This is a genomic window from Roseomonas sp. USHLN139 (assembly GCF_037145735.1).
In the GTDB taxonomy this organism is placed as follows: domain Bacteria; phylum Pseudomonadota; class Alphaproteobacteria; order Acetobacterales; family Acetobacteraceae; genus Pseudoroseomonas.
In genome coordinates, this window is record NZ_JBBCWY010000004.1 from 121,929 (window position 1) to 143,160 (window position 21,232).

Genomic DNA, 21,232 nt, shown 5'->3' on the forward strand with positions numbered 1-21,232 from the left:
CGGCTCCCCTTACACCCTCGGACGCTGCGGCGCGAAGCTCCGAGTGGAGATGGCAGACAGATGGGACAAGCTGGGCAGTCACACCAGGGTGAGGCGCGTAACGCCCGGTAAGCGCCAATGGCTATCGCTGGTTGCAGCCCGCTCCTACTCTGGCGGCTCAGTCCTGCCGGTGCCCCCCTGCCATGCACAACGCGCCCCCGCTGCTCGCCATCCTGGTGCTGGCCCTGACGCTGTCCTTCGTCTTCGGCCTGGCGGCGCGGCTGCTGCGGCTGCCGCCGCTGGTCGGCTACCTGGTGGCGGGCGCCCTGGTGGGCCCGCACACGCCGGGCTTCGCCGCCGATCTGGGCTTCACCGCGACGCTGGCCGAGGTCGGCGTCGGCCTGCTGCTGTTCGGCGTCGGGCTGCATTTCCGCGCCGAGGACCTGCTGGCGGTCTGGCGCGTGGCGCTGCCCGGCGCGCTGGCGCAGGTGGCGATCGGCGGCACGCTGGGCGGGCTCGCCGGCATCGCGCTGCTCGGCCTGTCCGGCCCCGGCGCGCTGGCCTTCGGCCTGGCGCTCTCCATCGCCTCCACCGCCGTCGCCACCCGGGCGCTGGAGGAGCGCGGCCGCCTCTCCGGCGAGGCCGGGCGGCTGGCGCTGGGCTGGCTGGTGGTGCAGGACCTGGTGGTGGTGCTCGGCCTGGTGCTGCTGCCGGCGCTGGCCAGCGGCCAGGGCAGCGCGGCGGCCGAGGGGCTGGGCCTGGCCATGCTGCGCGCGGTGGGCGAGCTCATCGCCTTCATGGCGGTGATGCTGCTGGCCGGCCGCCGGGTGCTGCCCTGGGCGCTGAAGCGCGTCGCCCGCACCGGCTCGCGCGAGCTGTTCACCCTCGCCGTGGTGGTCGCCGCCCTGGGCGTCGCGTTTTCCGCGACCATCCTGTTCCACGTCTCCTTCGCGCTCGGCGCCTTCTTCGCCGGCATGGTGCTGGGCGAGAGCGACCTCGGCCACCAGGCCGCCGCCGAGACCGTGCCGCTGCAGCGCGTCTTCGCCGCCATCTTCTTCTTCTCGGTCGGCATGCTGCTCGATCCGGCCAACCTGGCGGCGGCGCCCTGGGCCTCGGCGGCGGCGGTCCTCGTGGTGCTCGTCGGCATCGGCGGGGCAACCTTCGCCCTGCTGCTGCTGCTGCGCGTGCCCCCCGCCACCGCCGGCGTGGTCGCCGCCGCCATGGCGCAGATCGGCGAATTCTCCTTCGTGCTCGCCGAGCTGGCGATCGGCCAGGGCATGCTGCCCGCCGCGGTGCGCGGCCCGGTGCTGATGGGCGCCTTCGGCACCATCCTGCTGACCCCGCTGACCTTCCGCGCCCTGGCCTGGGCGGCGCAGCGCCTGGCCACCCAGCCGCAGCTCTCCCGCTGGCGCGAGGCCGGCCGCCGGCCGCCGCCGCATGCGGCGCTCCCCGGGCTGCAGGGCCATGCCATCCTGGTCGGCTATGGCCGCGTCGGCCGTACCATCGCCGCGGCGCTGCGCCGCCACAACCTGCCGCTGGTCCTGGTCGAGGAGGACCGCCATGTCGCCGACCGCGCCCGCGCCGACGCCCTGCCGGTGATCTGGGGTGACGCCGCCCGCGAGGAGGTGCTGAACGCCGCCCGGCCGCGCCAGGCGAAGCTGCTGATCCTGGCCCTGCCCGGCGCCTACGAGGCGCGCCAGGTCATGGCGCTGGTGCGCGCGGTGAACCCGGCCATCGAGGTCGCCGTCCGCACCCATGACGACGACGAGATCGCCTGGCTGCGCCAGGAGGGGGGCGTCGGCCTGGCCGTCATGGGCGAGCGCGAGGTGGCGCTGGGCATGGCCGACTTCGCGCTGCAGCGGCTGGGCGTGCCGGCCTCCACCGCGCAGGCCACCGTCGACGTGCTGCGCGCCCGCATGCCCGGCGAGGTCGCGGCATGAGCGCCGAGGGCCCGCTCGCCCGGCCGCATCTGGCGCATCGCCCGGCCGCCGGCAGCCCGACCCTGCTGCTGCTGCACGGCGCCGGCTGCGGCGGCTGGGTCTGGGACTTCCTGTCCGATGCCTTCCAGCAGGCCGGCTATCCGGTGGAGGTGCTGGACTTCACCCGGCAGGCCCAGGGACGCGAGGCGGGGCTCGGCGACTATGTCGCCCAGGCACGCGCCGCCCTGGCGGCGACCGGCGGGCCGGTGGTGGCGGTGGGCCATTCGCTGGGCGCCCTGGTGGCGCAGCGCCTGCTGCTGGAGCCGCGCCTCGTCGCCGCCGCGCTGCTCTGCCCGGTGCCGCCGGAAGGCCTGTGGTTCTCCGCCGCCCGCCTGGCCTTCGCCGACCCGATCCTCTTCTCCGAGGCCGCGCGCATGGACGCGCCCCCGGGCAGCGCGCCGGCCGAGCTGGCCGACAGCCTCTTCGGCCCCGGCATGCCGGAGGCGGAGGCCCGCGCCTGCCTGGCGCGGATGGGCGGCGAAAGCCGGCTGGCCCTGTGGGAGGCGCAGGCGCCGCAGCCGGTGCCGCATGGCTGGCTGCACCGCCGCCCGGTGCTGGTGCTGGGCGCCGGCGGCGACCGGCTGATCCCGGCCGATGCGGTCGGGCGCTGCGCCCTCTGGCATGGCGCCGCCGCACCCGGCTTCCTGCCCGACCTCGGCCACCTGATGATGCGGGAGCCGGGCTGGCCCGCCATCGCCGAGCGGGTCCTCGCCTGGCTGAAGCGGCTTCAATAGGCGCTGGCGATCTCGCGCGTGAAGTCGCGCCAGCTGTGCTTGCGGGTGGCGGCCTTCGGCGTGCCGTCCGGCAGCGTGGCATAGAGGGTCAGCGCCCCCTTGGCCCAGAGCCCGTCGAACAGCCGCTCATCCGAGAAGGCCAGCTCCGTGGTGCGGACGAAGACGCCGTCCTTCACCTTCGGCTGCACCTTCCACAGCCAGTAGGTGATGCCCGCCAGCAGCAGCAGCGCGCCGATATGGATGTTGATGATCCGCGCGCCCAGGAAGCTGACCACCAGGATCAGCACCGGCATCCACAGCGTCTCCACCGGGCGGTAGACCGGCGAACCGGGCGTGTTCATCTTGCGGATATGCACGCCGAGCTTGATCCGGTCCTGCCGGACCAGCTCCTTCAGCGTCTCGAACTCTTCGCTCATGCGGCGCTCGTTTCACTCCCCTCGCCGCCGGGGTTGAAGGCGGCGCGCATCAGCGCCTTGGTATAGGGGGCCTGGGGGTTGGACAGCACCCTGGCCGCCTCCCCTTCCTCCACCACCTGGCCGCCTTTCAGCACCATGATCCGGTGCGCCATCGCGCGCACCACCCGGAGATCATGGCTGATGAACAGATAGGCCAGGCGGTGGCGCGCCTGCAAATCCCGCAGCAGCTCCACCACCTGCGCCTGCACCGAGACGTCCAGCGCGCTGGTCGGCTCGTCCAGCACCAGCAGCCGCGGCTGCAGCACCAGGGCGCGGGCGATGGCGATGCGCTGCCGCTGCCCGCCGCTGAACTCGTGCGGGTAGCGCTCGGCCGTCGCCGGGTCGAGCCCGACCTCCTGCAGCGCCGCCGCCACCCGGCCCTGCCGCTCGGCGCGGGACAGGCCGCGGGCATGCACGGCCAGGCCCTCGCCGACGATCTCGGCCACGCTCATCCGTGGCGACAGCGAGCCATAGGGGTCCTGGAAGACGATCTGCATCCGCGCCCGCAGCGGCTGCAGCTGCTGCCGCGTCAGCCCCTGGATCGGCTGGCCCTCGAAGCGGATGCCGCCGGTGCTCCTCTCCAGCTGCAGCAGGGCGAGCCCCAGCGTGGTCTTGCCCGAGCCGCTCTCGCCGACCAGCCCCAGCGTCTCCCCCTCGCGCAGGTCGAAGGAAATATCCTGGCAGGCGCGGATGGCGCCGACCTGGCGGCGCAGCAGGCCGCGGCGGATCGGGAATTCGACATTGACCCGCTCGGCCTGCAGCAGCACCGGCGCCTCCGCGGCGACCGGCGCCGGCTGGCCGCGCGGCTCGGTCGCCAGCAGCATCTTCGTGTAGTCGTGCCGCGGGTTGTGCAGCACCTCGGCCGCCGGCCCCTGCTCGACGACGCGGCCATGCCGCATCACCACCACCTTGTCGGCATGGGCGCGGACGATCGACAGGTCGTGGGTGATCAGCAGCAGCGCCATGCCGGAGCGCCGCTTCAGCTCCTGCAGCAGCGCCAGGATCTGCGCCTGGATGGTGACGTCGAGCGCCGTGGTCGGCTCGTCGGCGATCAGGATCTTCGGGTCGTTGGCCAGCGCCGCCGCGATCATCACCCGCTGCCGCTGCCCGCCCGAGAGCTGGTGCGGGAAAGCGTCCAGCCGCTGCGCCGGGTCGGGCAGCCCGGCCCGCTCCAGCAGCTCGATGACGCGGGCGCGCAACGCCGCGCCGCGCAGCGGGCGGTGCAGCTGGATCGCCTCCGACACCTGCCGCCCCACGCTGTGCAGCGGGTTCAGGCTGGTCATCGGCTCCTGGAACACCATGCCGGCGACGCCGCCGCGCAGCCGCTGCAGCTCGGCCGGGCTCGCCTTCAGCACGTCGACCCCGTCCAGCACGATGCGGCCGGAAGGGTTGGCGCCGGCGGCGGGCAGCAGGCGCAGGCAGGACAGCGCGGTGACGCTCTTCCCCGAGCCGCTCTCGCCGACCAGCGCGACCGTCTCGCCGGGCATCACGTCGAAGGACACATCCTCGACGACAACCCGGCCGCGGAACCCGACACTCAGGCCGTCAACCGAAAGAAGAGCGCCAGGGGCGCTGCCCCTGGACCCCGCCGGGGGGACAGTGTCCCCCCGGACCCCGACATCAGACAGCGTCATGCCTCACCCCCGGGCAGCTTGCGGGGATCGAAGGCATCGCGCACCGCCTCGCCCACGAAAATCAGCAAGGTCAGCACGCCACCCAGTACGAAGAACGCCGAGAAGCCGAGCCAGGGGGCCTGCAGGTTGTTCTTGCCCTGCGTCACCAGCTCGCCCAGCGAGGGCGAGCCCGGCGGCAACCCGAACCCCAGGAAGTCCAGGCTGGCCAGCACCGTCACGCTGCCGGAGAGCAGGAAGGGCAGGAAGGTCAGCGTGGCCACCATGGCATTGGGCAGGATGTGGCGCCACATGACGGCAGCATCCGAGACGCCCAGCGCCTTGGCCGCCCGGACATAGTCCAGGTTGCGGCCACGCAGGAACTCGGCCCGCACTACCCCCGTCAAAGTCATCCAGGAGAACAGCAGGAGAAAACCGAGCAGCGTCCAGAAGCCCGGCTCGATCATCGAGGACAGGATGATCAGCAGGAACAGCTGCGGCATTCCCCCCCAGATCTCGATGAAGCGCTGGAAGCCGAGATCGACCCAGCCGCCGTAATAGCCCTGCACCGCCCCCGCCGCGACGCCGATGACGGAGGCCGTCAGCGTCAGCGCGAAACCGAACAGCACCGAGATGCGGAAGCCATAGATCACCCGCGCCAGCACGTCGCGCGACTGGTCGTCGGTGCCGAGCGGGTTGCGCCAGGAGGGCGGCGCCGGCGAGGGCCGCCCCAGATCCTTGATGATGGTGTCGTAGCGGAAGGGCAGCGGCGGCCACAGCACCCAGCCGCCCTTGGCTGCGATCTCCTCCAGCAGCGCCGGGTCGCGCCAGACGGCCGCCGTCGGGAAGCCGTCGGGGATGATGTCGCTCTCGGCATATTCGACGGCGACGGGGACGTACCAGCGGCCCTCGACCCGGGCCAGCAGCGGCTGGTCATTGGCCACCAGCTCGGCGAAGAGCGTCACCAGGAACAGCGCCAGGAAGATCCACATCGACCACCAGCCGCGCCGGTTGGCGCGGAAATTGGCGAGCCTGCGCCGGGTGATCGGGCTCATCGCCGCGCCTCGAAGTCGATCCGCGGATCGACCAGCGTGTAGGTCAGGTCGCCGACGATCTGCATGACCAGCCCCAGCAGGGTGAAGATGTAGAGCGTGCCGAACATCAGCGGATAGTCGCGGCGGATCGCCGCGTCGAAGCCGAGCTGCCCGAGCCCGTCCAGGGTGAAGACGATCTCCACCAGCAGCGCGCCGGTGAAGAAGATGCCGATGAAGGCCGAGGGGAAGCCGGCGATGATCAGCAGCATGGCGTTGCGGAAGACATGGCCGTAGAGCACCCGCCCCTCGCCCGCCCCCTTGGCGCGCGCGGTCAGCACGTACTGCTTGCCGATCTCGTCCATGAAGGAGTTCTTGGTCAGCATGGTCAGCCCGGCGAAGCCGCCCACCACCATCGCCGTGGTCGGCAGCACCATGTGCCAGGCATAGTCCAGCGCCCGCTGCCACAGCGGCCAGTCGGCGGCGCCGGAGGAGGCCAGGCCGCGCAGCGGGAAGATCTGCAGGAAGGAGCCGCCGGCGAACAGCACCACCAGCAGGATGGCGAAGAGGAAGCCGGGGATGGCATAGCCCACCAGCACCACGCCGGAGCTCCAGACGTCGAAGCGGCTGCCGTCGCGCACCGCCTTGTGGATGCCGAGCGGGATCGAGATCAGGTAGATCAGCAGCGTCGACCACAGGCCGAGGCTGATCGAGACCGGCAGCTTCTCCCAGATCAGGTCGATCACGCGGCGGCCGCGGAACAGGCTCTCGCCGAAGTCGAAGGTCAGGTAGCCCTTCAGCATCTTCATGAAGCGCTCGGCCGGCGGGCGGTCGAAGCCGAACTGCCGCTCGATGTCGCGGATCACCGCCGGGTCCATGCCGCGCGCGCCGCGATAGGTGCCCGACGCCCCCTCGCCGCCGCTGCCGGCGGCGGCGCGGATCTCGCCCTGGCTCTCGCCGGTCAGCCGGCCGACGGCGCTGCCGGCCTGGCCGCGCAGCTCGGCCAGCGCCTGCTGCACCGGCCCGCCCGGCGCCGCCTGCACGATCAGGAAATTGATCAGGATGATGCCGAACAGCGTCGGCACGAGCAGCGCCAGCCGACGCAGCAGATAGGCACCCAAGCCTCAGCCCTCCCGCCGCGCCGCGCCGCGTCCGCGCATCCCGCCCCCGTCAGCCGGCCTGGCGGCGATCGGCCGGCAGCGCCCGGTCGCGCGCCGTGTCCACCCACCAGCTGTCCAGCGCCAGGGCGTAGCGCGGGTTGCGCTCCGGCCGGCCGAACTTGTCCCACCAGGCCACCCGGAAGGTCCGGCTGTGCCAGTGCGGGATGACGTAGAAGCCCCAGAGCAGCACGCGGTCCAGCGCCCGCGTCCGGTCGATCAGCGCCTGCCGGTCGGGGGCGGCGATCACCAGCTCAACCAGCGCATCGACCACCGGGTCGGCAATGCCGATCAGGTTGCGGCTGCCCGGCTCCCTCGCCTTCTCCGACGACCAGTAGTCGCGCTGCTCGTTGCCGGGCGACAGCGACTGGCCGATCACGTCGATCGTCATGTCGTAGTCGAAGGCATCCATCCGCACCTGGTACTGCGCCGGGTCGATGGTGCGCACCCGCGCCTCGATGCCGAGCCGCTGCAGCGCCTGGATATAGGGCAGCGCCACCCGCTCGAAGGTCGGGCCCTCCAGCAGGATCTCGAAGCTGAAGGCCTCGCCCTTCTCGTTCGACAGGCGGCGGTCCTTCACCGTCCAGCCGGCCTCCTTCAGCAGCGCCAGGGCGCGGCGGGCATTCTCCCGGTTGGCATTGCTGCCATCCGAGGTCGGCACGCGGTAGGCGGTGGTGAACAGCTCCTCCGGCACCCGGCCGCGGAAGGCGGAGAGCACCATCAGCTCGCCTTCCGAGGGCAGGCCGCTGGAGGCCAGCTCAGAATTCGAGAAGTAGGAGGTGGTCCGGGTGTAGCTGCCGTAGAACAGGTTGGCGTTCATCCATTCGAAGTCGAACACCAGCCCGAGCGCCTCGCGCACCCGGCGGTCCTGGAACATCGGCCGGCGCAGGTTCATCAGGAAGCCCTGCATGCCGGTCGGCAGCTCGTGCCGGATCTCCTCCTTCTTCACCAGGCCGCGGCGCAGCGCCGGGAAGTCGTAGGCGGTGGCCCAGTCCTTGGCGACATTCTCCGAGCGCAGGTCGACCTGCCCGGCCTTGAAGGCCTCGAGCGCCACCGTGCTGTCGCGGAAATACTCGTAGCGCATCACGTCAACATTGTTGGTGCCCTTGCGGGTCGGCAGGTCCTTCGCCCAGTAGTCGGCCACCCGGCGGTAGGTGACGCTGCGCCCGGCCTCGAAGCTCTCCAGCCGGTAGGGGCCGGAGCCGAGCGGCGGCGTCAGCAGCGGCGCCGCGAAGTCGCGCCCTTCCCACCAGTGCTTCGGCAGCACCGTCAGCTGGCCGAGGATCTGCGCCAGCTCGCGGTTGTCGGCGGTCTTGAAGCGGAAGGTGACGCGGTGGTCGCCCTCGGCCGCCACCTCCGACACGTCGCCCCAATAGGCGCGGTAGAAGGGGCGGCCCTTGTCGCGCAGCGTCTCGAAGCTCCAGACCACGTCGGCGGCGGTGATCGGCTTGCCGTCATGCCACGTCGCCGCCGGGTTCAGGATGAAGGTGACGCCGCGGTTGTCGCGCGGCAGCTCCACCGCCTGGGCGACATGGCCGTATTCGCAGCTGGCCTCGTCGCTGCTCGGCACCATCAGCGCGTCGTAGATCAGGCTGCTGCTGCCGGCCGCCGGGGCGCCGCGCAGGATGAAGGGGTTGAAGCTGTCGAAGCTGCCGATGGTCGACAGCACCAGCTGGCCGCCCTTCGGCGCCGCCGGATTGACCCAGGGCCAGTGCGGGAAGTCCGCCGGCAGCGCCGGCTCGCCCAGCAGCGACAGCGCATGCGCCCGCCGCGGCGGCGGCCCGGCCTCGGCGGGCGGCGCGGCGGTGCCGGCCGGCGCCGGCGCGGCAGGCGCCTGGGCGAAGGCGCGCGGCATGGCCGCGGCAGTGGCGAGGAGGAAACCGGAGGTGAGCAGGTCGCGACGGCGCATGCCCCCAAGATGGAGGCATCCCCCCACCCCGACAACCTTTCTTGCAGGCTGCCGCCATCTTGTTCGGAGGCGGGACGTCGCCACCGCCGCGCGGCCAGCATCGGGCGCCCCGGATGGCCAGTGAAACAGCGGCGGCCGGGACGCCTCAGCCCGGCCGCCGCAGGTCCAGCGTGCGGCCGTGCGGCGGCTCCAGCAGCTTGTAGTAGTAGTGGCCGGAGACCGTCCGCCCCTTCACCCGGGCATAGGCCGGATGCGTGCCCCAGCGCGTGTAGCCCAGGGTCTCGAACAGCGCGATGGCGGTGTTCTGGGTCTCGCGCACGTCGAGGTTCAGCACCCGGTGGCCGAGCGCGGCAGCGCGTTCCTCGACCCGCCGCACCAGCAGCCGCGCCAGGCCATGGCCGCGCGCATAGGGGGCGATATAGGCATGCGTCAGCTGGGCGCCGAAGGCCTGGGCCTCGTTGTTGCGCGGCGGCCGGATCAGCTGCGCCGAGCCGACCGGCACGCCGTCGAGCCGCGCCACGAAGAGCTCGCAGGCCGGCACCAGCAGCACGCCGCGGAAATGCCGGGCCAGCGCCTCGCGCCCCTGCGGCTCGACCCAGCCGAAGCCGCCGCCCTCGATGATGGCCGCGTCGGTCGCCTCGCAGAGATCGGCCAGCTCGGCGTCGTCGAGGGCCTCGGCGCGTTCGACCTGCAGCTCGTGCTGGGTGGTGGGCATGGTCATGGGCGCCAGGTCATGAAGTTGGCCAGCATGCGGAGGCCGGTGAACTGGCTTTTCTCGACATGGAACTGGGTGCCGAACAGGTTGTCGCGGCCGATGATCGCGGCGACCGGCCCGCCATAATCGGTGGTCGCCAGGGTTTCCCCCGGCAGGCCGCCGGTCAGGGCATAGGAATGCACGAAATAGGCGTGGTCGCCCGGCGCCACGCCCGCCATCAGCGGATGGCCCGGCGTGAAGTCGAGGGCGTTCCAGCCCATCTGCGGCAGCGGCAGCGGCCGGCCCTCGGCATCCTGCGGGTCCATCGGCGCGATGTCGCCCTGGATCCAGCCGAGGCCCGGCGTCACCCCGTGCTCCAGCCCGTGCCCGGCCATCAGCTGCATGCCGACGCAGATGCCGAGGAACGGCACGGCGCGGCGCAGCGCCGCGTCCTCCACCGCCTCGATCATGCCGGGCATGGCGTCGAGCCCGCGGCGGCAGGCGGCGAAGGCCCCCTGGCCGGGCATGACGATGCGGTCGGCGCCGGCGACCGCCTCGGCCCGGGTCTCCACCGTGATCTCGGCTTCGACGCCGGCATCCTGCGCCGCGCGGGTCAGCGCCCGCAGCACCGAGGCCAGATTGCCCGAACCCGGATCAACCACCGCGACCTTCATGCCGGCCTCCCCTGAAGAGTGTCCCGTCCGGCGGCCGCCCGCTCCGCCACCGCCCGCTCCGCCGCCGCCCAGTCGGGGCGGCCCTGCAGGGCGCGGGCCAGGGCGGCATCCGCGTCGCGCGCCAGCACCACGCCGGCGACCGGCCGGCCGGCCCGCGCCAGCGTCCAGCGCCGGATGTCCTGCGCCTGCAGCCCGGTCAGCAGCGCCAGCAGGCCGAGGCCGAGGCCGCGCAGCGCCTCCGGCATCAGCAGCGCCAGCACCACCGCCACCGCCAGCCAGAGCAGCAGCGCCAGCCATTGCCCGTGCCGCAGCAGCCAGAGCGGCCCGAACAGGAAGGCGCCCAGCGAAAAGCCCTCGGGCACCAGGTCCAGGCCGCGCCCCGGCGACCCAGCCTGGGGCGGCAGCGCGCCGGTCGCGGGCACGGAGGAGCGCGGGGGCGTCGCCGCCATGGCGGCCATGCCGGCCGGCAGGTGGACGGTCCAGCCGCGCATCACCCCTCCAGCACGCCCTTGGTCGAGGGGATCACCCCCGCCGCGCGCGGATCGGGCTCGACCGCCTGGCGCAAGGCGCGGGCGACCGCCTTGAACACGCCCTCGGCGATGTGGTGGGCGTTGGTGCCGGCGCGCTGGACGATGTGCAGGGTGATCCCCGCATTCATCGCGAAGGCGCGGAAGAATTCCTCGAACAGCTCGGTGTCCATCTCGCCGACCTTGTCGCGCGGGAAGCTGACGCTCCAGGCGAGGAAGGGGCGGCCGGAAATGTCGATGGCGGCCTCGGCCAGCGCCTCGTCCATCGGCACCACGGCATGGCCGTAGCGGCGGATGCCGCGCTTCTCGCCGAGCGCGCGCTTCACCGCCTGGCCGAGCACGATGCCGACATCCTCGGTGGTGTGGTGGAAGTCGATGTGCAGGTCGCCCTTGGCCTCGACGTCCAGGCCGAGCATGCCGTGCCGCGCCAGCGCGGTCAGCATGTGGTCGAGGAAGCCGATGCCGGTGGCGATCCGGCCGGCGCCCGCCTCGGGGCCGGCATCCAGGTCCAGGCGCAGGCGGATGTCGGTCTCGCTGGTGGTCCGGACGATCTCGGCGGTGCGGGGCGCGGGCTGCATGGCGCCTGATTAGACCGGGGGACCCGGCTTGCCCAGGGGTCGCGGTGGGGCAGCCGTGTCGCGCGGTTTTTCGCCCCGTGGAAGTTAACCTGGAGCAAGCCAGCGGAGACGTGACAGGCGGTGCCGCGGCGCCCCCCGCTTGCTGCGGCGCCTGGCCGATGCCATCTGCCCCGGCATGAACGTCTCATCGCACGATCCGATCGGCTGGCACGGCACCACCATCCTCTGCGTCCGCAAGGATGGGAAGGTCGCCATGGCCGGCGATGGCCAGGTCAGCCTCGGGCAGACCGTGGTGAAGGGCAATGCGCGCAAGGTGCGCCGCATTGCCAATGGCAAGGTGCTGACCGGCTTCGCCGGCGCCACCGCCGATGCCTTCACGCTGCTGGAGCGGCTGGAGGCCAAGCTGGAGCGCTTCCCCGACCAGCTCGAGCGCGCCGCCGTGGAACTCGCCAAGGACTGGCGCACCGACCGCTACCTGCGCCGGCTGGAGGCGCTGCTGGCGGTGGCCGACAAGGACCGCTCGCTGCTGATCACCGGCAATGGCGACGTGCTGGAGTCGGAGGATTCGATCATCGGCATCGGCTCAGGCGGCAATTACGCGCTGGCCGCGGCGCGCGCGCTGATCGACATCGAGGGCATCTCCGCCGAGGAGATCGCCAAGAAGGCCATGGGCATCGCCGCCGGCATCTGTGTCTACACCAATGGCCGCTACGTCCTGGAGACGCTCTGACCCATGTCCGAGTCCCTGATCGCCGACGCCGTCAACCTCTCGCCGCGCGAGATCGTCTCCGAGCTCGACCGCTACATCATCGGCCAGAACGAGGCCAAGCGCGCCGTCGCCATCGCGCTGCGCAACCGCTGGCGCCGGCAGCAGCTGCCGGAGGCGATGCGCGAGGAGGTGGTGCCGAAGAACATCCTGATGATCGGCCCGACCGGCTGCGGCAAGACCGAGATCGCCCGCCGCCTGGCCAAGCTGGCTGATGCCCCCTTCATCAAGGTCGAGGCGACCAAGTTCACCGAGGTCGGCTATGTCGGCCGCGACGTCGACAGCATCATCCGCGACCTGGTCGAGATTTCCATCACCCGCCTGCGGGAGAGCTCGCGCAAGGCCGTCCAGGCGAAGGCCGAGCTGGCGGCCGAGGAGCGGCTGGTGACCGCGCTGGTCGGCGAGGGCGCGTCCGGCGAGACCCGGATGAAGTTCCGCCGCATGCTGCGCGAGGGCAGCCTGGAGACCAAGGAGGTCGAGGTGCAGGTGGCCGAGCCGGCCAGCCCGGCCGCCGGCATGGAAGTGCCGGGGATGCCGCCGCAGCAGATGGCCGGCATCCAGGAGATGATGGGCAAGATGTTCGGCCGCCAGGCGCGGCCGCGCAAGCTGACCGTGGCCGAGGCGCGCACGGCGCTGACGCTCGACGAGGCCGACCGGCTGCTCGACCAGGAGAAGCTGACCCGCGACGCGGTGGCGCATGCCGAGAATCACGGCATCGTCTTCCTCGACGAGATCGACAAGGTCTGTGCCCGCTCGACCGATGGCGGCGGCCGCGGCGGCGACGTCTCGCGCGAGGGCGTGCAGCGCGACCTGCTGCCGCTGATCGAGGGCACCACGGTCGCCACCAAGCACGGGCCGGTGAAGACCGACCATATCCTGTTCGTGGCCTCGGGCGCCTTCCACATCGCCAAGCCCTCCGACCTGCTGCCGGAGCTGCAGGGCCGGCTGCCGATCCGCGTCGAGCTGGGCGCGCTGACCCGCGACGACTTCCGCCGCATCCTGACCGAGCCGGAGCATTCGCTGTCCAAGCAGTATGTCGCGCTGCTGGGCACCGAGGGGATCACGTTGGAGCTGACCGAGGATGCGATCGACGCGGTGGCCGACCTCGCCGCCGACATCAACGCGCGGGTGGAGAATATCGGCGCCCGCCGCCTGGCGACCGTGCTGGAGAAGCTGCTGGAAGAGATCTCCTTCAGCGCCAGCGACCGCCAGGGTGAAACCGTGAAGGTCGATGCGGCCTATGTGAAGGAGAAGGTGGCGCCGCTCGCCGCCAGTGCCGATCTCAGCCGCTTCATCCTGTAACCCGGAGCCCGCCGCGCCATGAGCGACAGCCTTCCCGCCACCCTGCCGGCCACCCTGCCCCTGCCGGCCGAAGCCGAGGCCCAGCTCGCCGAGGCGCGCCGGGTGCTGGAGGAAAGCTCGCTGGCGGCGCGGCTGGCCGGCATGGCCGGCACGCCGATCGAGGCGCTGCGCCGCCGCCTGCCCGGCGTCGCCCAGGGCATGGTGGACAGCGCGGTGAAGACGGCGCTGTCCAAGGCACTGTCCGCCGCCATGCGCAGCGAGCCCGGGCGCAGCCTGCCGGGGGTTTCCTCCGACTGGCTGCATCGCGGGCTGGCGGCGGCGAGCGGGGCGGCCGGCGGCGCCTTCGGCCTGGCCGGCACGCTGGTCGAGCTGCCAGTTTCCACAACCCTGCTGCTGCGCCAGATCGGCGCCGAGGCGGCGGCGGCCGGCGAGGACCCGACCCAGCCGGAGACCGGCGCCGAATGCCTGAAGGTCTTCGCGCTGAGCGGCAACAACCCGGCCGATGACGCCGCCGAGACCGGCTATTTCGCCACCCGCCTGGCGCTGGCCCAGGTGTTGCCGACCATGGGCGCCAATCTGCTGCCCGGCTTCATCGCGGCGATCGCCGCCCGCTTCACCGGGCCGGTGCTGCTGAAGCTGGGCGCCCAGGCGGCGCCGGTGATCGGCGCCGCCGCCGGCGCCGCGGTGAACCTGGCTTTCCTGGAGCATTTCCGCAGCCTGGCCCGCGCGCATTTCTGCGTCCGCCGCCTGGAGCGGGAATATGGCGCGGACGCGGTGAAGGCGGCCTATGACGTGCTGGACGCGCGCGCCCGCCACCAGCGCGGCTGAAAATGGATGTGGGGGTCCGGGGGCATTCAATGCCCCCGGCGCTTGCTTGCTTAAGCTGGCCTTCGCGCCTTGAGCGCCGCCGCCAGCGTCCCGTCATCCATGACATCCAGCGCCCCGCCCATCGGCACCCCCTGCGCCAGCTGCGTGACGCTGACTCCCGAGGCAGCCAGCCGGTCCGCCAGGTAATGCGCGGTGGTCGCGCCATCGACGGTGGCCGGCAGCGCCAGGATCACCTCGCGGATCTCGCCGGCGGCGACGCGTTCCAGCAGCGGCTCGATGCGCAGGTCTTCCGGGCCGACGCCGGCCAGCGCCGCCAGCACGCCGCCCAGCACATGGTAGAGCCCGCGATGCACATGGGCGCGCTCCAGCGCCCAGAGATCGGCGACGCCCTCGACGACGCAGACGATCTCCTGGTCGCGGTGCGGGTCGGCGCAGATGCGGCAGGGGTCCTCGGTGTCGAGGTTGCCGCAGATGCGGCAGGGCCGCACCGACTCGGCGGTGTCGTGCAGCGCCTGGGCCAGCGGCAGCATCAGCCCGCCGGGATCCTGCAGCAGCTTCAGCGCGGCCCGCCGGGCGCTGCGCCGGCCGAGGCCGGGCAGCCGCGCCAGCATCGCCACCAGGCGCTCGACCTGATCGGGACCGCGCATCAGAGGCCGATCAGAACGGCAGCTTGAAGCCGCCGAGGCCGCCGCCGCCCATCCCCGGGATGTTCAGCCCGGCCGTCGCCTTCTGCATTTCCTCGGCCATCATGGCCTCGACCTTCTGCTTGGCGTCGGCATGGGCGGCGACGATCAGGTCTTCCAGGACCTCGCGCTCCTCCGGGTCGACCAGGGAGGGGTCGATGGTCAGCTTCTTCAGGTCGCCCTTGCCGGACAGCGTCACCTTCACCATCCCGCCGCCGGCGGCGCCGTCGACCGTCATGGCGTCCAGCTTGGCCTGCATCTCGGCCATCTTGGACTGCATCTGCTGGGCCTGCTTCATCATCGAGGCAAGGTTCTTCATGGGACCTCCGCGGGAGACTTGAGGGGAAACTTACGAGTCGAGGTCGTCGAGATCGGCGAATTCGGCGTCGAGCGGCGCGAAATCCGGGCCGTCCTCGGGCGCCTCGGGGCCGTCGAGCGCCTCGGGCGCCGGCGGCAGGCCATAGGCGTCCAGGCTGTCGTCACGCAGCGCCTCGACCTGGGCGCCGGGGAAGGCCAGCAGGATCGCCTGCACCATCGGATGGGCGCGGGCGATCTCCAGACGCTCGCTGGCGACGTGGCTGCGCTGCTGGGCGATGGTCGGCTCGCCCTCGGCGTTGGAGAGCGAGATGGTCCAGCGGCTGCCGGTCTGCTCCAGCAGCAGGGCGGCCAGCTGCGCCGCCAGGTCGCGCGGCGCCGCCGGGGTCTGGCGGATCTCGATGCGGCCGGGGGCAAAGGCGACCAGATGGGTCGAGTGCAGCAGATGCGCATGCACCATCGGCGCGCGGCCGGAGGCCAGGGCCACCACCTCGCGGAAATTGCGCGGCTGGGCGATGGCGGCCGGCGCCGGGCTCGCCGCCAGCATCGCCGCCCCGCCGCCGCCGGCCATGGCCCGGCTGCCGCCACCACCACCGCCGGAGGGGGCGGCGGGCGGCGCGGCCAGGCTGGCGCCATTCTCGGTCAGCCGCTTCACCAGCTCGCCCGGCGTCGGCATCTCGGCCAGATGCGCCAGGCGGATCAGCACCATCTCGGCCGCCGCCCGGCGGTCGGGCGCCTCGGCCACCTCGGAAATGCCCTTCAGCAGCACCTGCCAGGCGCGGCCCAGCACCGGGATGGTCAGCTTCTCGGCCAGCGCCGTGCCGCGCACGCGTTCCTGCTCCGGCAGCGAGGGGTCCTGGCGCAGCGCCGGAACGGCGCGCAGCCGGGTCAGGGTGTGGGTCAGCTCCAGCAGGTCGGCCAGCACCACGCCGGGATCAGCGCCGCGCTCATGCCCGCCATCCATCGCCGCCAGCACGGCCGGGATGTCGCCGCGGAAGGCCGCTTCCAGCAGGTCGAACAGCAGCGAGCGGTCGGCCAGGCCCAGCATGTCGCGGACCAGCCCGGCCTCGACGCCTTCAGGGCTGCCGGCGGTCTGGGCGATGGCCTGGTCCAGCAGCGACAGCCCGTCGCGCACCGAGCCGTCGGCGGCGCGGGCGATCATCGCCAGGGCCGCCTCCGAAGCGGGGACACCCTCCGCCGCGGCAATCCGGGCAAAATGGGCGCGCAGCTGCTCCTGCGGCACGCGCTTCAGGTCGAAACGCTGGCAGCGCGACAGGATGGTCGCCGGGACTTTCCGGATCTCGGTGGTGGCGAACAGGAACTTCACCTGCGGCGGCGGTTCCTCGAGCGTCTTCAGCAGCGCGTTGAAGGCCGCCGTCGACAGCATGTGCACTTCGTCGAGGATATAGACCTTGAAGCGGGCGCGGGCCGGGCGGTAGCGCACCGCCTCGCGCAGCTCGCGGATATTGTCGACGCCGTTGTTGGAGGCGGCATCCAGCTCCAGCACGTCCGGATGGCGGTCGGCCAGGATCGCTTGGCATTCGGCGCAGACGCCGCAGGGCTCGGCGGTCGGGCCGCCATTCCCGTCGGGACCGACGCAGTTCAGCGCGCGGGCGATGATGCGGGCGGTGGTGGTCTTGCCCACGCCGCGCACGCCGGTGAGCATGAAGGCATGCGCCACCCGGTTCTGCGCGAAGGCATTTTTCAATGTCCGCACCAAAGCGTCCTGGCCGATCAGGTCGGCGAAGCTCTGCGGGCGGTATTTGCGGGCAAGGACGCGATACGGGGTGGCCGGCGCATCGACGACCGGAGGCGGGGCGGCAGCCGCCGCGGGCGCCTCGCCGAACAGCCCGGGCCCTTCCGGCGGCGGCGGGTCGCCGAACAGGCCGGGACCCTCGGGCGGCGGCGGGTCGAGCGGGTCGCTGAGATTGTCGCTGGGCATGCGCGCGGCGGATCCGGGTGGCGGCCCGGCGCGGGCCAGTGGGTGCAGCGAGGCTTTGGGGTGGAAGACCGACGGAACGACCCAAGCGGAAACTCGCTGCGGCTGCTTCCTTCCGGACCTGACCGGGTTGGCAAGGCGCCTGTCCGCCGCCGACCTTCCGAGGGCACCATATCATGCCGCCCCCCCTCCGAGGCAAGGGGCCGCCCGGAAGCCAGGGGCAAAACCGGCCTCAGTTGCCGTGCTGGCGCCCGCATGGCAGGCTCAGCCCCGCATGCTGTCCATCCCGGCCTCCCGACCCAATGCCTATACCGGCAGCCCTCTCGACCGCGCCTCGGCCCGGCGGGAGGACGCCGATTACATCGCCGCCTGCCTGGCCTCGCCCGAGGTGGTCTTCGCCCCCGTCTGGCGCAGCCGCAGCCTGATGCGCGGGGTCGAGGCGGGCACGCCCGAAGCCGTGCTGCTGACCGCCCGCGCCGCGGAGTCGGTGCGCATGGCCGGCGGCCCCTGGGCCTTCCTCGGCCTCTGGGAAGAACGCCCGGTCTTCGCGGTGGACTGCTCCGCCGCCGAGGACCCGCTGCCGCTGCTGCCGCCCGACATGGGCAGCTTCACCGACCTGCGCGCCGTCGCCGGCCTGCTGCCGCCCGGCGAGGCCAGCGTGCTGGCGCATGCCCGCGGGCTGATGCACTGGCGCGTCCGGCACCGCTTCTGCGGCGTCTGCGGCGGCAGCTGCGAGCCGCGCAGCGCCGGCAATGCCATGGCCTGCACCGCCTGCAACGCCCAGCACTTCCCGCGCACCGACCCGGCCGTGATCATGCTGGTCACTGACGGGCCGCGCGCCCTGCTCGGCCATTCCACCCGCTTCCCCAGCAGCATCATGTATTCGACGCTGGCCGGCTTCGTGGAGCCGGGCGAGAGCCTGGAGGAAGCCGTCCGCCGCGAGGTGCTGGAGGAGGTCGGCGTCAAGGTCGGCGCCGTGCACTACCACTCCTCGCAGCCCTGGCCCTTCCCGGCCTCGATCATGCTGGGCTTCCACGCCGAGGCGCTGTCGGAGGAGATCACCATCGATCCGGAGGAGCTGCGCGACGCCCGCTGGTTCACCCGGGCCGAGATCCGCGACAACGAGAAGCACGGCTTCGGCCTGCCGCGCCTCGACTCGATCGCCCGGCGATTGATCGAGGACTGGCTGGAGGCCGAATGATGATCCGCACCACCACGCTCGGCCTGGCGCTGCTGGCCCTCGGCGCCTGCGCCTCCGGCACGCCCGCGCCGTCGCCCCTGGCCGAGGCGCCGCTCTCGCCCACCCATGCCGCCTGCCGCAGCGAGGCCCGCGACGACCCCTCGGTGGTCGCGCTGACCCAGCAGATGAACCCGCTGAACTTCGCCAACCAGAACCGCCTGGCGCATGAGACGCGCCTGGCCGAGCTGCGCGCCTATCGCGAATGCCTGCGGCGGAACGGGATCATCGCGCCCGGCGGTGTCGAGGCGGTCAGGCGCTAGGGGGCTTCGGCCGGGCCGGGCCACGTCCCGTCTTCACCTGGACACGGCAGTCCGACAGAAAAAAGAAGGGGTCCAGGGGAATTCATTCCCCTGGCCTGCCCCTGTCTTCAGCCCCCCGCCACGCCTTGGGCATTCACCATGATGCTGTAGAGCGACCGCGAGGCCGCCATGAACAGCCGGTTGCGGTGCCGCCCGCCGAAGCAGAGATTGGCGCAGCGTTCCGGCAGGTCGATATGGCCGAGCGGCGTGCCCTCGGCATTGAACACCCGCACCCCGTCGAATTCGGGCCCGCCCATGCCCCAGCCGCACCAGAGATTGCCCTCGGTGTCGACGCGGAAGCCGTCGGGCGTGTCGCCGGGCGCGCCCTGCACCACCACGCGCTGCTTCGACACCTTGCCGCCGGCGCCGACCTCGAAGCCGACGATACGGCGCGGCTCCGCCCGGCTTTCGACCACGTAGAGAATCGTCTCGTCGGGGCTGAAGGCCAGGCCGTTGGGGCCAGCCAGGCTGTCGGTCACCAGGGTCACCGCGCCGGTCTGGCCGTCGATGCGATAGACCGATTGCGGCAGTTCGGCCTCGGCCTTCTCGCCCTCGACATAGCCGGCGATGCCGAAGGGCGGGTCGGTGAACCAGATGCTGCCATCCGACTTCACCACCACGTCGTTGGGCGAGTTCAGCCGGCGGCCGTCATAGCGGTCGGCCAGCACGGTGATGCTGCCATCGTATTCGGTGCGGGTGACGCGGCGGGTCAGGTGCTCGCAGGTGACCAGGCGGCCCTGGCGGTCGCGGGTATTGCCATTGGCGAAGTTGGAGGATTGGCGGAAGGTGGCGACCTGGCCGGTGGCCTCGTCCCAGCGCAGGATGCGGTCGTTCGGGATGTCCGACCAGTAGAGCGCGCGCTGGTCGCCGAACCAGACCGGCCCTTCGGCCCAGCGGCAGCCCCCGGCCAGCTTCTCCACCGTGCCGTTCATCGCGCGGAAGCGCAGGAAGGACGGGTCGAAGGCACGGAAGCGCGGCTCGGGGTAGCGCTGGCTGGGTTCCCAGGGGGTCTCGTTGTCGAAGGCCTGCACCATGACGGCTCCCTCTTGCTTGTCTGATGACCAGACTGGCATGGGGCCGCAGCAGGGGGAAGCCGCTGGGGGGGAAGCCGGCCTTCCCCCCGCCGTCTCAGGCGAGCGCGGCGATGACCCCGGGCAGCAGCGACTTGTCGCCCAGCGCGATCACCTCGCCCGGGCCGTCGAGGCGCAGCGGCCGGCCCTGCCAGTCGGTCAGGCTGCCGCCGGCGGCTTCCAGCACCGGCTGCAGCGCCACCCAGTCCCAGGGCTTCAGGTCGCCCTCGGCGATGACATCGACCAGGCCGAGCGCGATCAGCCCATAGGCGTAGCAGTCGCCGCCCCAGGTGACGCGGCGGACGGCCTTGCGGAGCCTGGCGTGGCGCGGCGCCTGGTCGGCCGTGAACATGTCCGGGCTGGTGCAGGAGAGTTCCGCGTCCGACAGCGCGGCGCAGGCGCGGATGCGCGGCGTGCCGCCCATCGGGCTGCGGAACCGCAGCTTCTGTCCCTCGACTCCCAGCCAGCGCTCGTTGGTCGCCGGCTGGTCGATCATGCCGAGGATCGGGCGGCCCTTGTGCATCAGCCCGATCAGGCTGCCGAACAGCGGCCGGCCGGTGACGAAGGCGCGGGTGCCGTCGATCGGGTCGATCACCCAGACATAATCGGCGTCCGACCGCTCGGCGCCGTATTCCTCGCCGATCACGCCGTGATCGGGGAAGCGCTCGGCCAGCAGGGCGCGGATCGTGCGCTCGGCGGCCTTGTCGGCTTCCGTCACCGGGCTGGCATCGCCCTTGGCCTCGACCAGCAGGGCGGAACGGAAAAGGGGGCGGATGACCGCCCCCGCCGCCTCGGCGGCCGCTTCGGCCGCCGCGATGAACGCCTCCATTACGGAAGCGGCTTCGGATTCGCGTCGAGCGAGCGCAGATAGGCGATGACGTCGGCGCGCTGCTTCACGTCGCGGATGCCGGCGAAGGCCATGCGGGTGCCCTTGATGGCGCGCGCCGGGCCGGCCAGGAACTCGTTCAGCGCGGCATAGTCCCACGGCTTGTCGGACAGTGCCTTCATCGCCGGCGAGTAGTTGAAATTGTCCAGATGGGCATGGTGGTTGCCCAGCACGCCATACAGGTTCGGACCCACCTTGTTGGCGCCGCCCTGCTCGAAGCTGTGGCAGGAGGCGCAGAGCCGGCCGGCGACCTGCTTGCCGGTGTCGGCGCTGGCGGCGGCCAGCAGCGGCTCGACCGGCTCGAGCGCCGGGGCGCTGTCTGCGGGGGCCGCGGCCTGCTGGCCGACGCCCTCGATGGTGATGGCCGGCTTATCCAGGCGGTGCGGATGCACCACCGTCTCGCCCACCAGCCCCGCCACCATAAAGGCGATACCAGCGGTCAGAACGGCTGCGAACGCCTTGTTGACCTCCAAGCTCATGCTGCCGATCCATCCCATCCCAAAAGCCATGCGACTCGACTAGCGAGGGAGCGCGTTTGCGCGCGGCAGGGGCCTCGACTAGAAGCGGTCGGACCATA

22 protein-coding genes and 1 other RNA gene are annotated in these 21,232 nt (G+C 72.1%); 7 read left to right on the forward strand and 16 right to left on the reverse strand.

The annotated features are described in order from the left end of the window. Positions 1 to 182: 182 nt before the first annotated feature. Complete coding sequence (locus WFI16_RS13365) at positions 183 to 1,919, forward strand: cation:proton antiporter domain-containing protein (protein WP_419898311.1); 1,737 nt, start codon at positions 183 to 185, stop codon at positions 1,917 to 1,919. Continuing rightward, positions 1,916 to 2,692 (forward strand): alpha/beta hydrolase, encoded by a 777-nt coding sequence (locus WFI16_RS13370; protein ID WP_419898312.1) that lies wholly within the window; start codon positions 1,916 to 1,918, stop codon positions 2,690 to 2,692. The genes WFI16_RS13365 and WFI16_RS13370 overlap by 4 nt, the downstream gene beginning before the upstream one ends. Here the strand turns inward: WFI16_RS13370 and WFI16_RS13375 are convergent. From WFI16_RS13375 to hisB, 9 genes are all read right to left on the reverse strand, one after another. Next, the gene (locus WFI16_RS13375) at positions 2,686 to 3,108 is read right to left on the reverse strand and encodes a hypothetical protein (RefSeq protein ID WP_419898313.1); all 423 of its coding nucleotides are present in this window, start codon (positions 3,106 to 3,108) and stop codon (positions 2,686 to 2,688) included. The genes WFI16_RS13370 and WFI16_RS13375 overlap by 7 nt on opposite strands. Then, positions 3,105 to 4,688, reverse strand: coding sequence for an ABC transporter ATP-binding protein (locus WFI16_RS13380; protein WP_419898600.1), 1,584 nt, complete (start codon positions 4,686 to 4,688; stop codon positions 3,105 to 3,107). The genes WFI16_RS13375 and WFI16_RS13380 overlap by 4 nt, the downstream gene beginning before the upstream one ends. Positions 4,689 to 4,777: 89 nt before the next feature. Next, the gene (locus WFI16_RS13385) at positions 4,778 to 5,812 is read right to left on the reverse strand and encodes an ABC transporter permease (RefSeq protein WP_419898314.1); all 1,035 of its coding nucleotides are present in this window, start codon (positions 5,810 to 5,812) and stop codon (positions 4,778 to 4,780) included. Continuing rightward, the gene (locus WFI16_RS13390; RefSeq protein WP_419898315.1) at positions 5,809 to 6,909 is read right to left on the reverse strand and encodes a microcin C ABC transporter permease YejB; all 1,101 of its coding nucleotides are present in this window, start codon (positions 6,907 to 6,909) and stop codon (positions 5,809 to 5,811) included. The genes WFI16_RS13385 and WFI16_RS13390 overlap by 4 nt, the downstream gene beginning before the upstream one ends. A gap of 49 nt (positions 6,910 to 6,958) precedes the next feature. After that, a complete protein-coding gene (locus WFI16_RS13395; RefSeq protein ID WP_419898316.1) occupies positions 6,959 to 8,854 on the reverse strand; it encodes an extracellular solute-binding protein in 1,896 nt (631 codons plus the stop codon). Positions 8,855 to 8,999: 145 nt separating this feature from the next. Further along, positions 9,000 to 9,569: a GNAT family N-acetyltransferase gene (locus WFI16_RS13400; protein WP_419898601.1), complete on the reverse strand. Its 570-nt coding sequence runs from the start codon at positions 9,567 to 9,569 to the stop codon at positions 9,000 to 9,002. 2 nt (positions 9,570 to 9,571) lie between these two features. After that, complete coding sequence (hisH, locus tag WFI16_RS13405) at positions 9,572 to 10,222, reverse strand: imidazole glycerol phosphate synthase subunit HisH (RefSeq protein ID WP_419898317.1); 651 nt, start codon at positions 10,220 to 10,222, stop codon at positions 9,572 to 9,574. Beyond that, the gene (locus WFI16_RS13410) at positions 10,219 to 10,713 is read right to left on the reverse strand and encodes a DUF2628 domain-containing protein (RefSeq protein ID WP_419898318.1); all 495 of its coding nucleotides are present in this window, start codon (positions 10,711 to 10,713) and stop codon (positions 10,219 to 10,221) included. The genes hisH and WFI16_RS13410 overlap by 4 nt, the downstream gene beginning before the upstream one ends. Further along, positions 10,713 to 11,327 carry an imidazoleglycerol-phosphate dehydratase HisB gene (gene hisB / locus WFI16_RS13415; protein ID WP_419898319.1) on the reverse strand — a complete coding sequence of 205 codons (615 nt, stop codon included), beginning with the start codon at positions 11,325 to 11,327 and terminating at the stop codon, positions 10,713 to 10,715. Before hisB ends, WFI16_RS13410 begins: the two co-directional genes overlap by 1 nt. 175 nt (positions 11,328 to 11,502) lie before the next feature. Between hisB and hslV the strand changes: the two genes are divergently transcribed. From hslV to WFI16_RS13430, 3 genes are read left to right on the forward strand one after another with little or no spacing between them, the layout of a single operon-like run. Next, a complete protein-coding gene (gene hslV, locus WFI16_RS13420) occupies positions 11,503 to 12,057 on the forward strand; it encodes an ATP-dependent protease subunit HslV (RefSeq protein WP_076957793.1) in 555 nt (184 codons plus the stop codon). Between the two features lie 3 nt (positions 12,058 to 12,060). Beyond that, on the forward strand, positions 12,061 to 13,395 hold the full coding sequence (hslU, locus tag WFI16_RS13425; protein WP_419898320.1) for an ATP-dependent protease ATPase subunit HslU: 1,335 nt from the start codon (positions 12,061 to 12,063) through the stop codon (positions 13,393 to 13,395). Between the two features lie 18 nt (positions 13,396 to 13,413). Continuing rightward, positions 13,414 to 14,223 (forward strand): EcsC family protein, encoded by an 810-nt coding sequence (locus WFI16_RS13430; protein ID WP_419898321.1) that lies wholly within the window; start codon positions 13,414 to 13,416, stop codon positions 14,221 to 14,223. Positions 14,224 to 14,273: 50 nt separating this feature from the next. Here the strand turns inward: WFI16_RS13430 and recR are convergent, their stop codons facing one another. The 4 genes from recR to ffs all read right to left on the reverse strand — a co-directional run bounded on the left by recR (position 14,274) and on the right by ffs (position 17,321). Continuing rightward, positions 14,274 to 14,870, reverse strand: coding sequence for a recombination mediator RecR (gene recR / locus WFI16_RS13435; protein ID WP_419898322.1), 597 nt, complete (start codon positions 14,868 to 14,870; stop codon positions 14,274 to 14,276). A gap of 10 nt (positions 14,871 to 14,880) precedes the next feature. Further along, a complete protein-coding gene (locus WFI16_RS13440; RefSeq protein WP_419898323.1) occupies positions 14,881 to 15,225 on the reverse strand; it encodes a YbaB/EbfC family nucleoid-associated protein in 345 nt (114 codons plus the stop codon). Positions 15,226 to 15,255: 30 nt separating this feature from the next. Next, positions 15,256 to 17,163, reverse strand: a complete 1,908-nt coding sequence (locus WFI16_RS13445) for a DNA polymerase III subunit gamma/tau (RefSeq protein ID WP_419898324.1) — start codon at positions 17,161 to 17,163, stop codon at positions 15,256 to 15,258. Between the two features lie 60 nt (positions 17,164 to 17,223). Beyond that, an RNA gene (gene ffs, locus WFI16_RS13450) (signal recognition particle sRNA small type) lies at positions 17,224 to 17,321 on the reverse strand. A gap of 113 nt (positions 17,322 to 17,434) precedes the next feature. On the opposite strand from ffs, the gene nudC reads away from it, so the two are divergent. Further along, positions 17,435 to 18,361: an NAD(+) diphosphatase gene (gene nudC, locus WFI16_RS13455; RefSeq protein ID WP_419898325.1), complete on the forward strand. Its 927-nt coding sequence runs from the start codon at positions 17,435 to 17,437 to the stop codon at positions 18,359 to 18,361. After that, on the forward strand, positions 18,361 to 18,660 hold the full coding sequence (locus tag WFI16_RS13460; RefSeq protein WP_419898326.1) for a phosphoribosylamine--glycine ligase: 300 nt from the start codon (positions 18,361 to 18,363) through the stop codon (positions 18,658 to 18,660). Before nudC ends, WFI16_RS13460 begins: the two co-directional genes overlap by 1 nt. Positions 18,661 to 18,767: 107 nt before the next feature. Here WFI16_RS13460 and WFI16_RS13465 read toward each other — a convergent pair whose 3' ends face one another. From WFI16_RS13465 to WFI16_RS13475, 3 genes are all read right to left on the reverse strand, one after another. Then, positions 18,768 to 19,733 (reverse strand): SMP-30/gluconolactonase/LRE family protein, encoded by a 966-nt coding sequence (locus tag WFI16_RS13465; RefSeq protein ID WP_419898327.1) that lies wholly within the window; start codon positions 19,731 to 19,733, stop codon positions 18,768 to 18,770. A gap of 94 nt (positions 19,734 to 19,827) precedes the next feature. Beyond that, entirely contained in the window at positions 19,828 to 20,598 is a 771-nt protein-coding gene (gene hisN / locus WFI16_RS13470) for a histidinol-phosphatase (RefSeq protein ID WP_419898328.1), read from the reverse strand. Next, a complete protein-coding gene (locus tag WFI16_RS13475) occupies positions 20,598 to 21,134 on the reverse strand; it encodes a c-type cytochrome (protein WP_419898329.1) in 537 nt (178 codons plus the stop codon). Before WFI16_RS13475 ends, hisN begins: the two co-directional genes overlap by 1 nt. Positions 21,135 to 21,232: the final 98 nt, after the last annotated feature.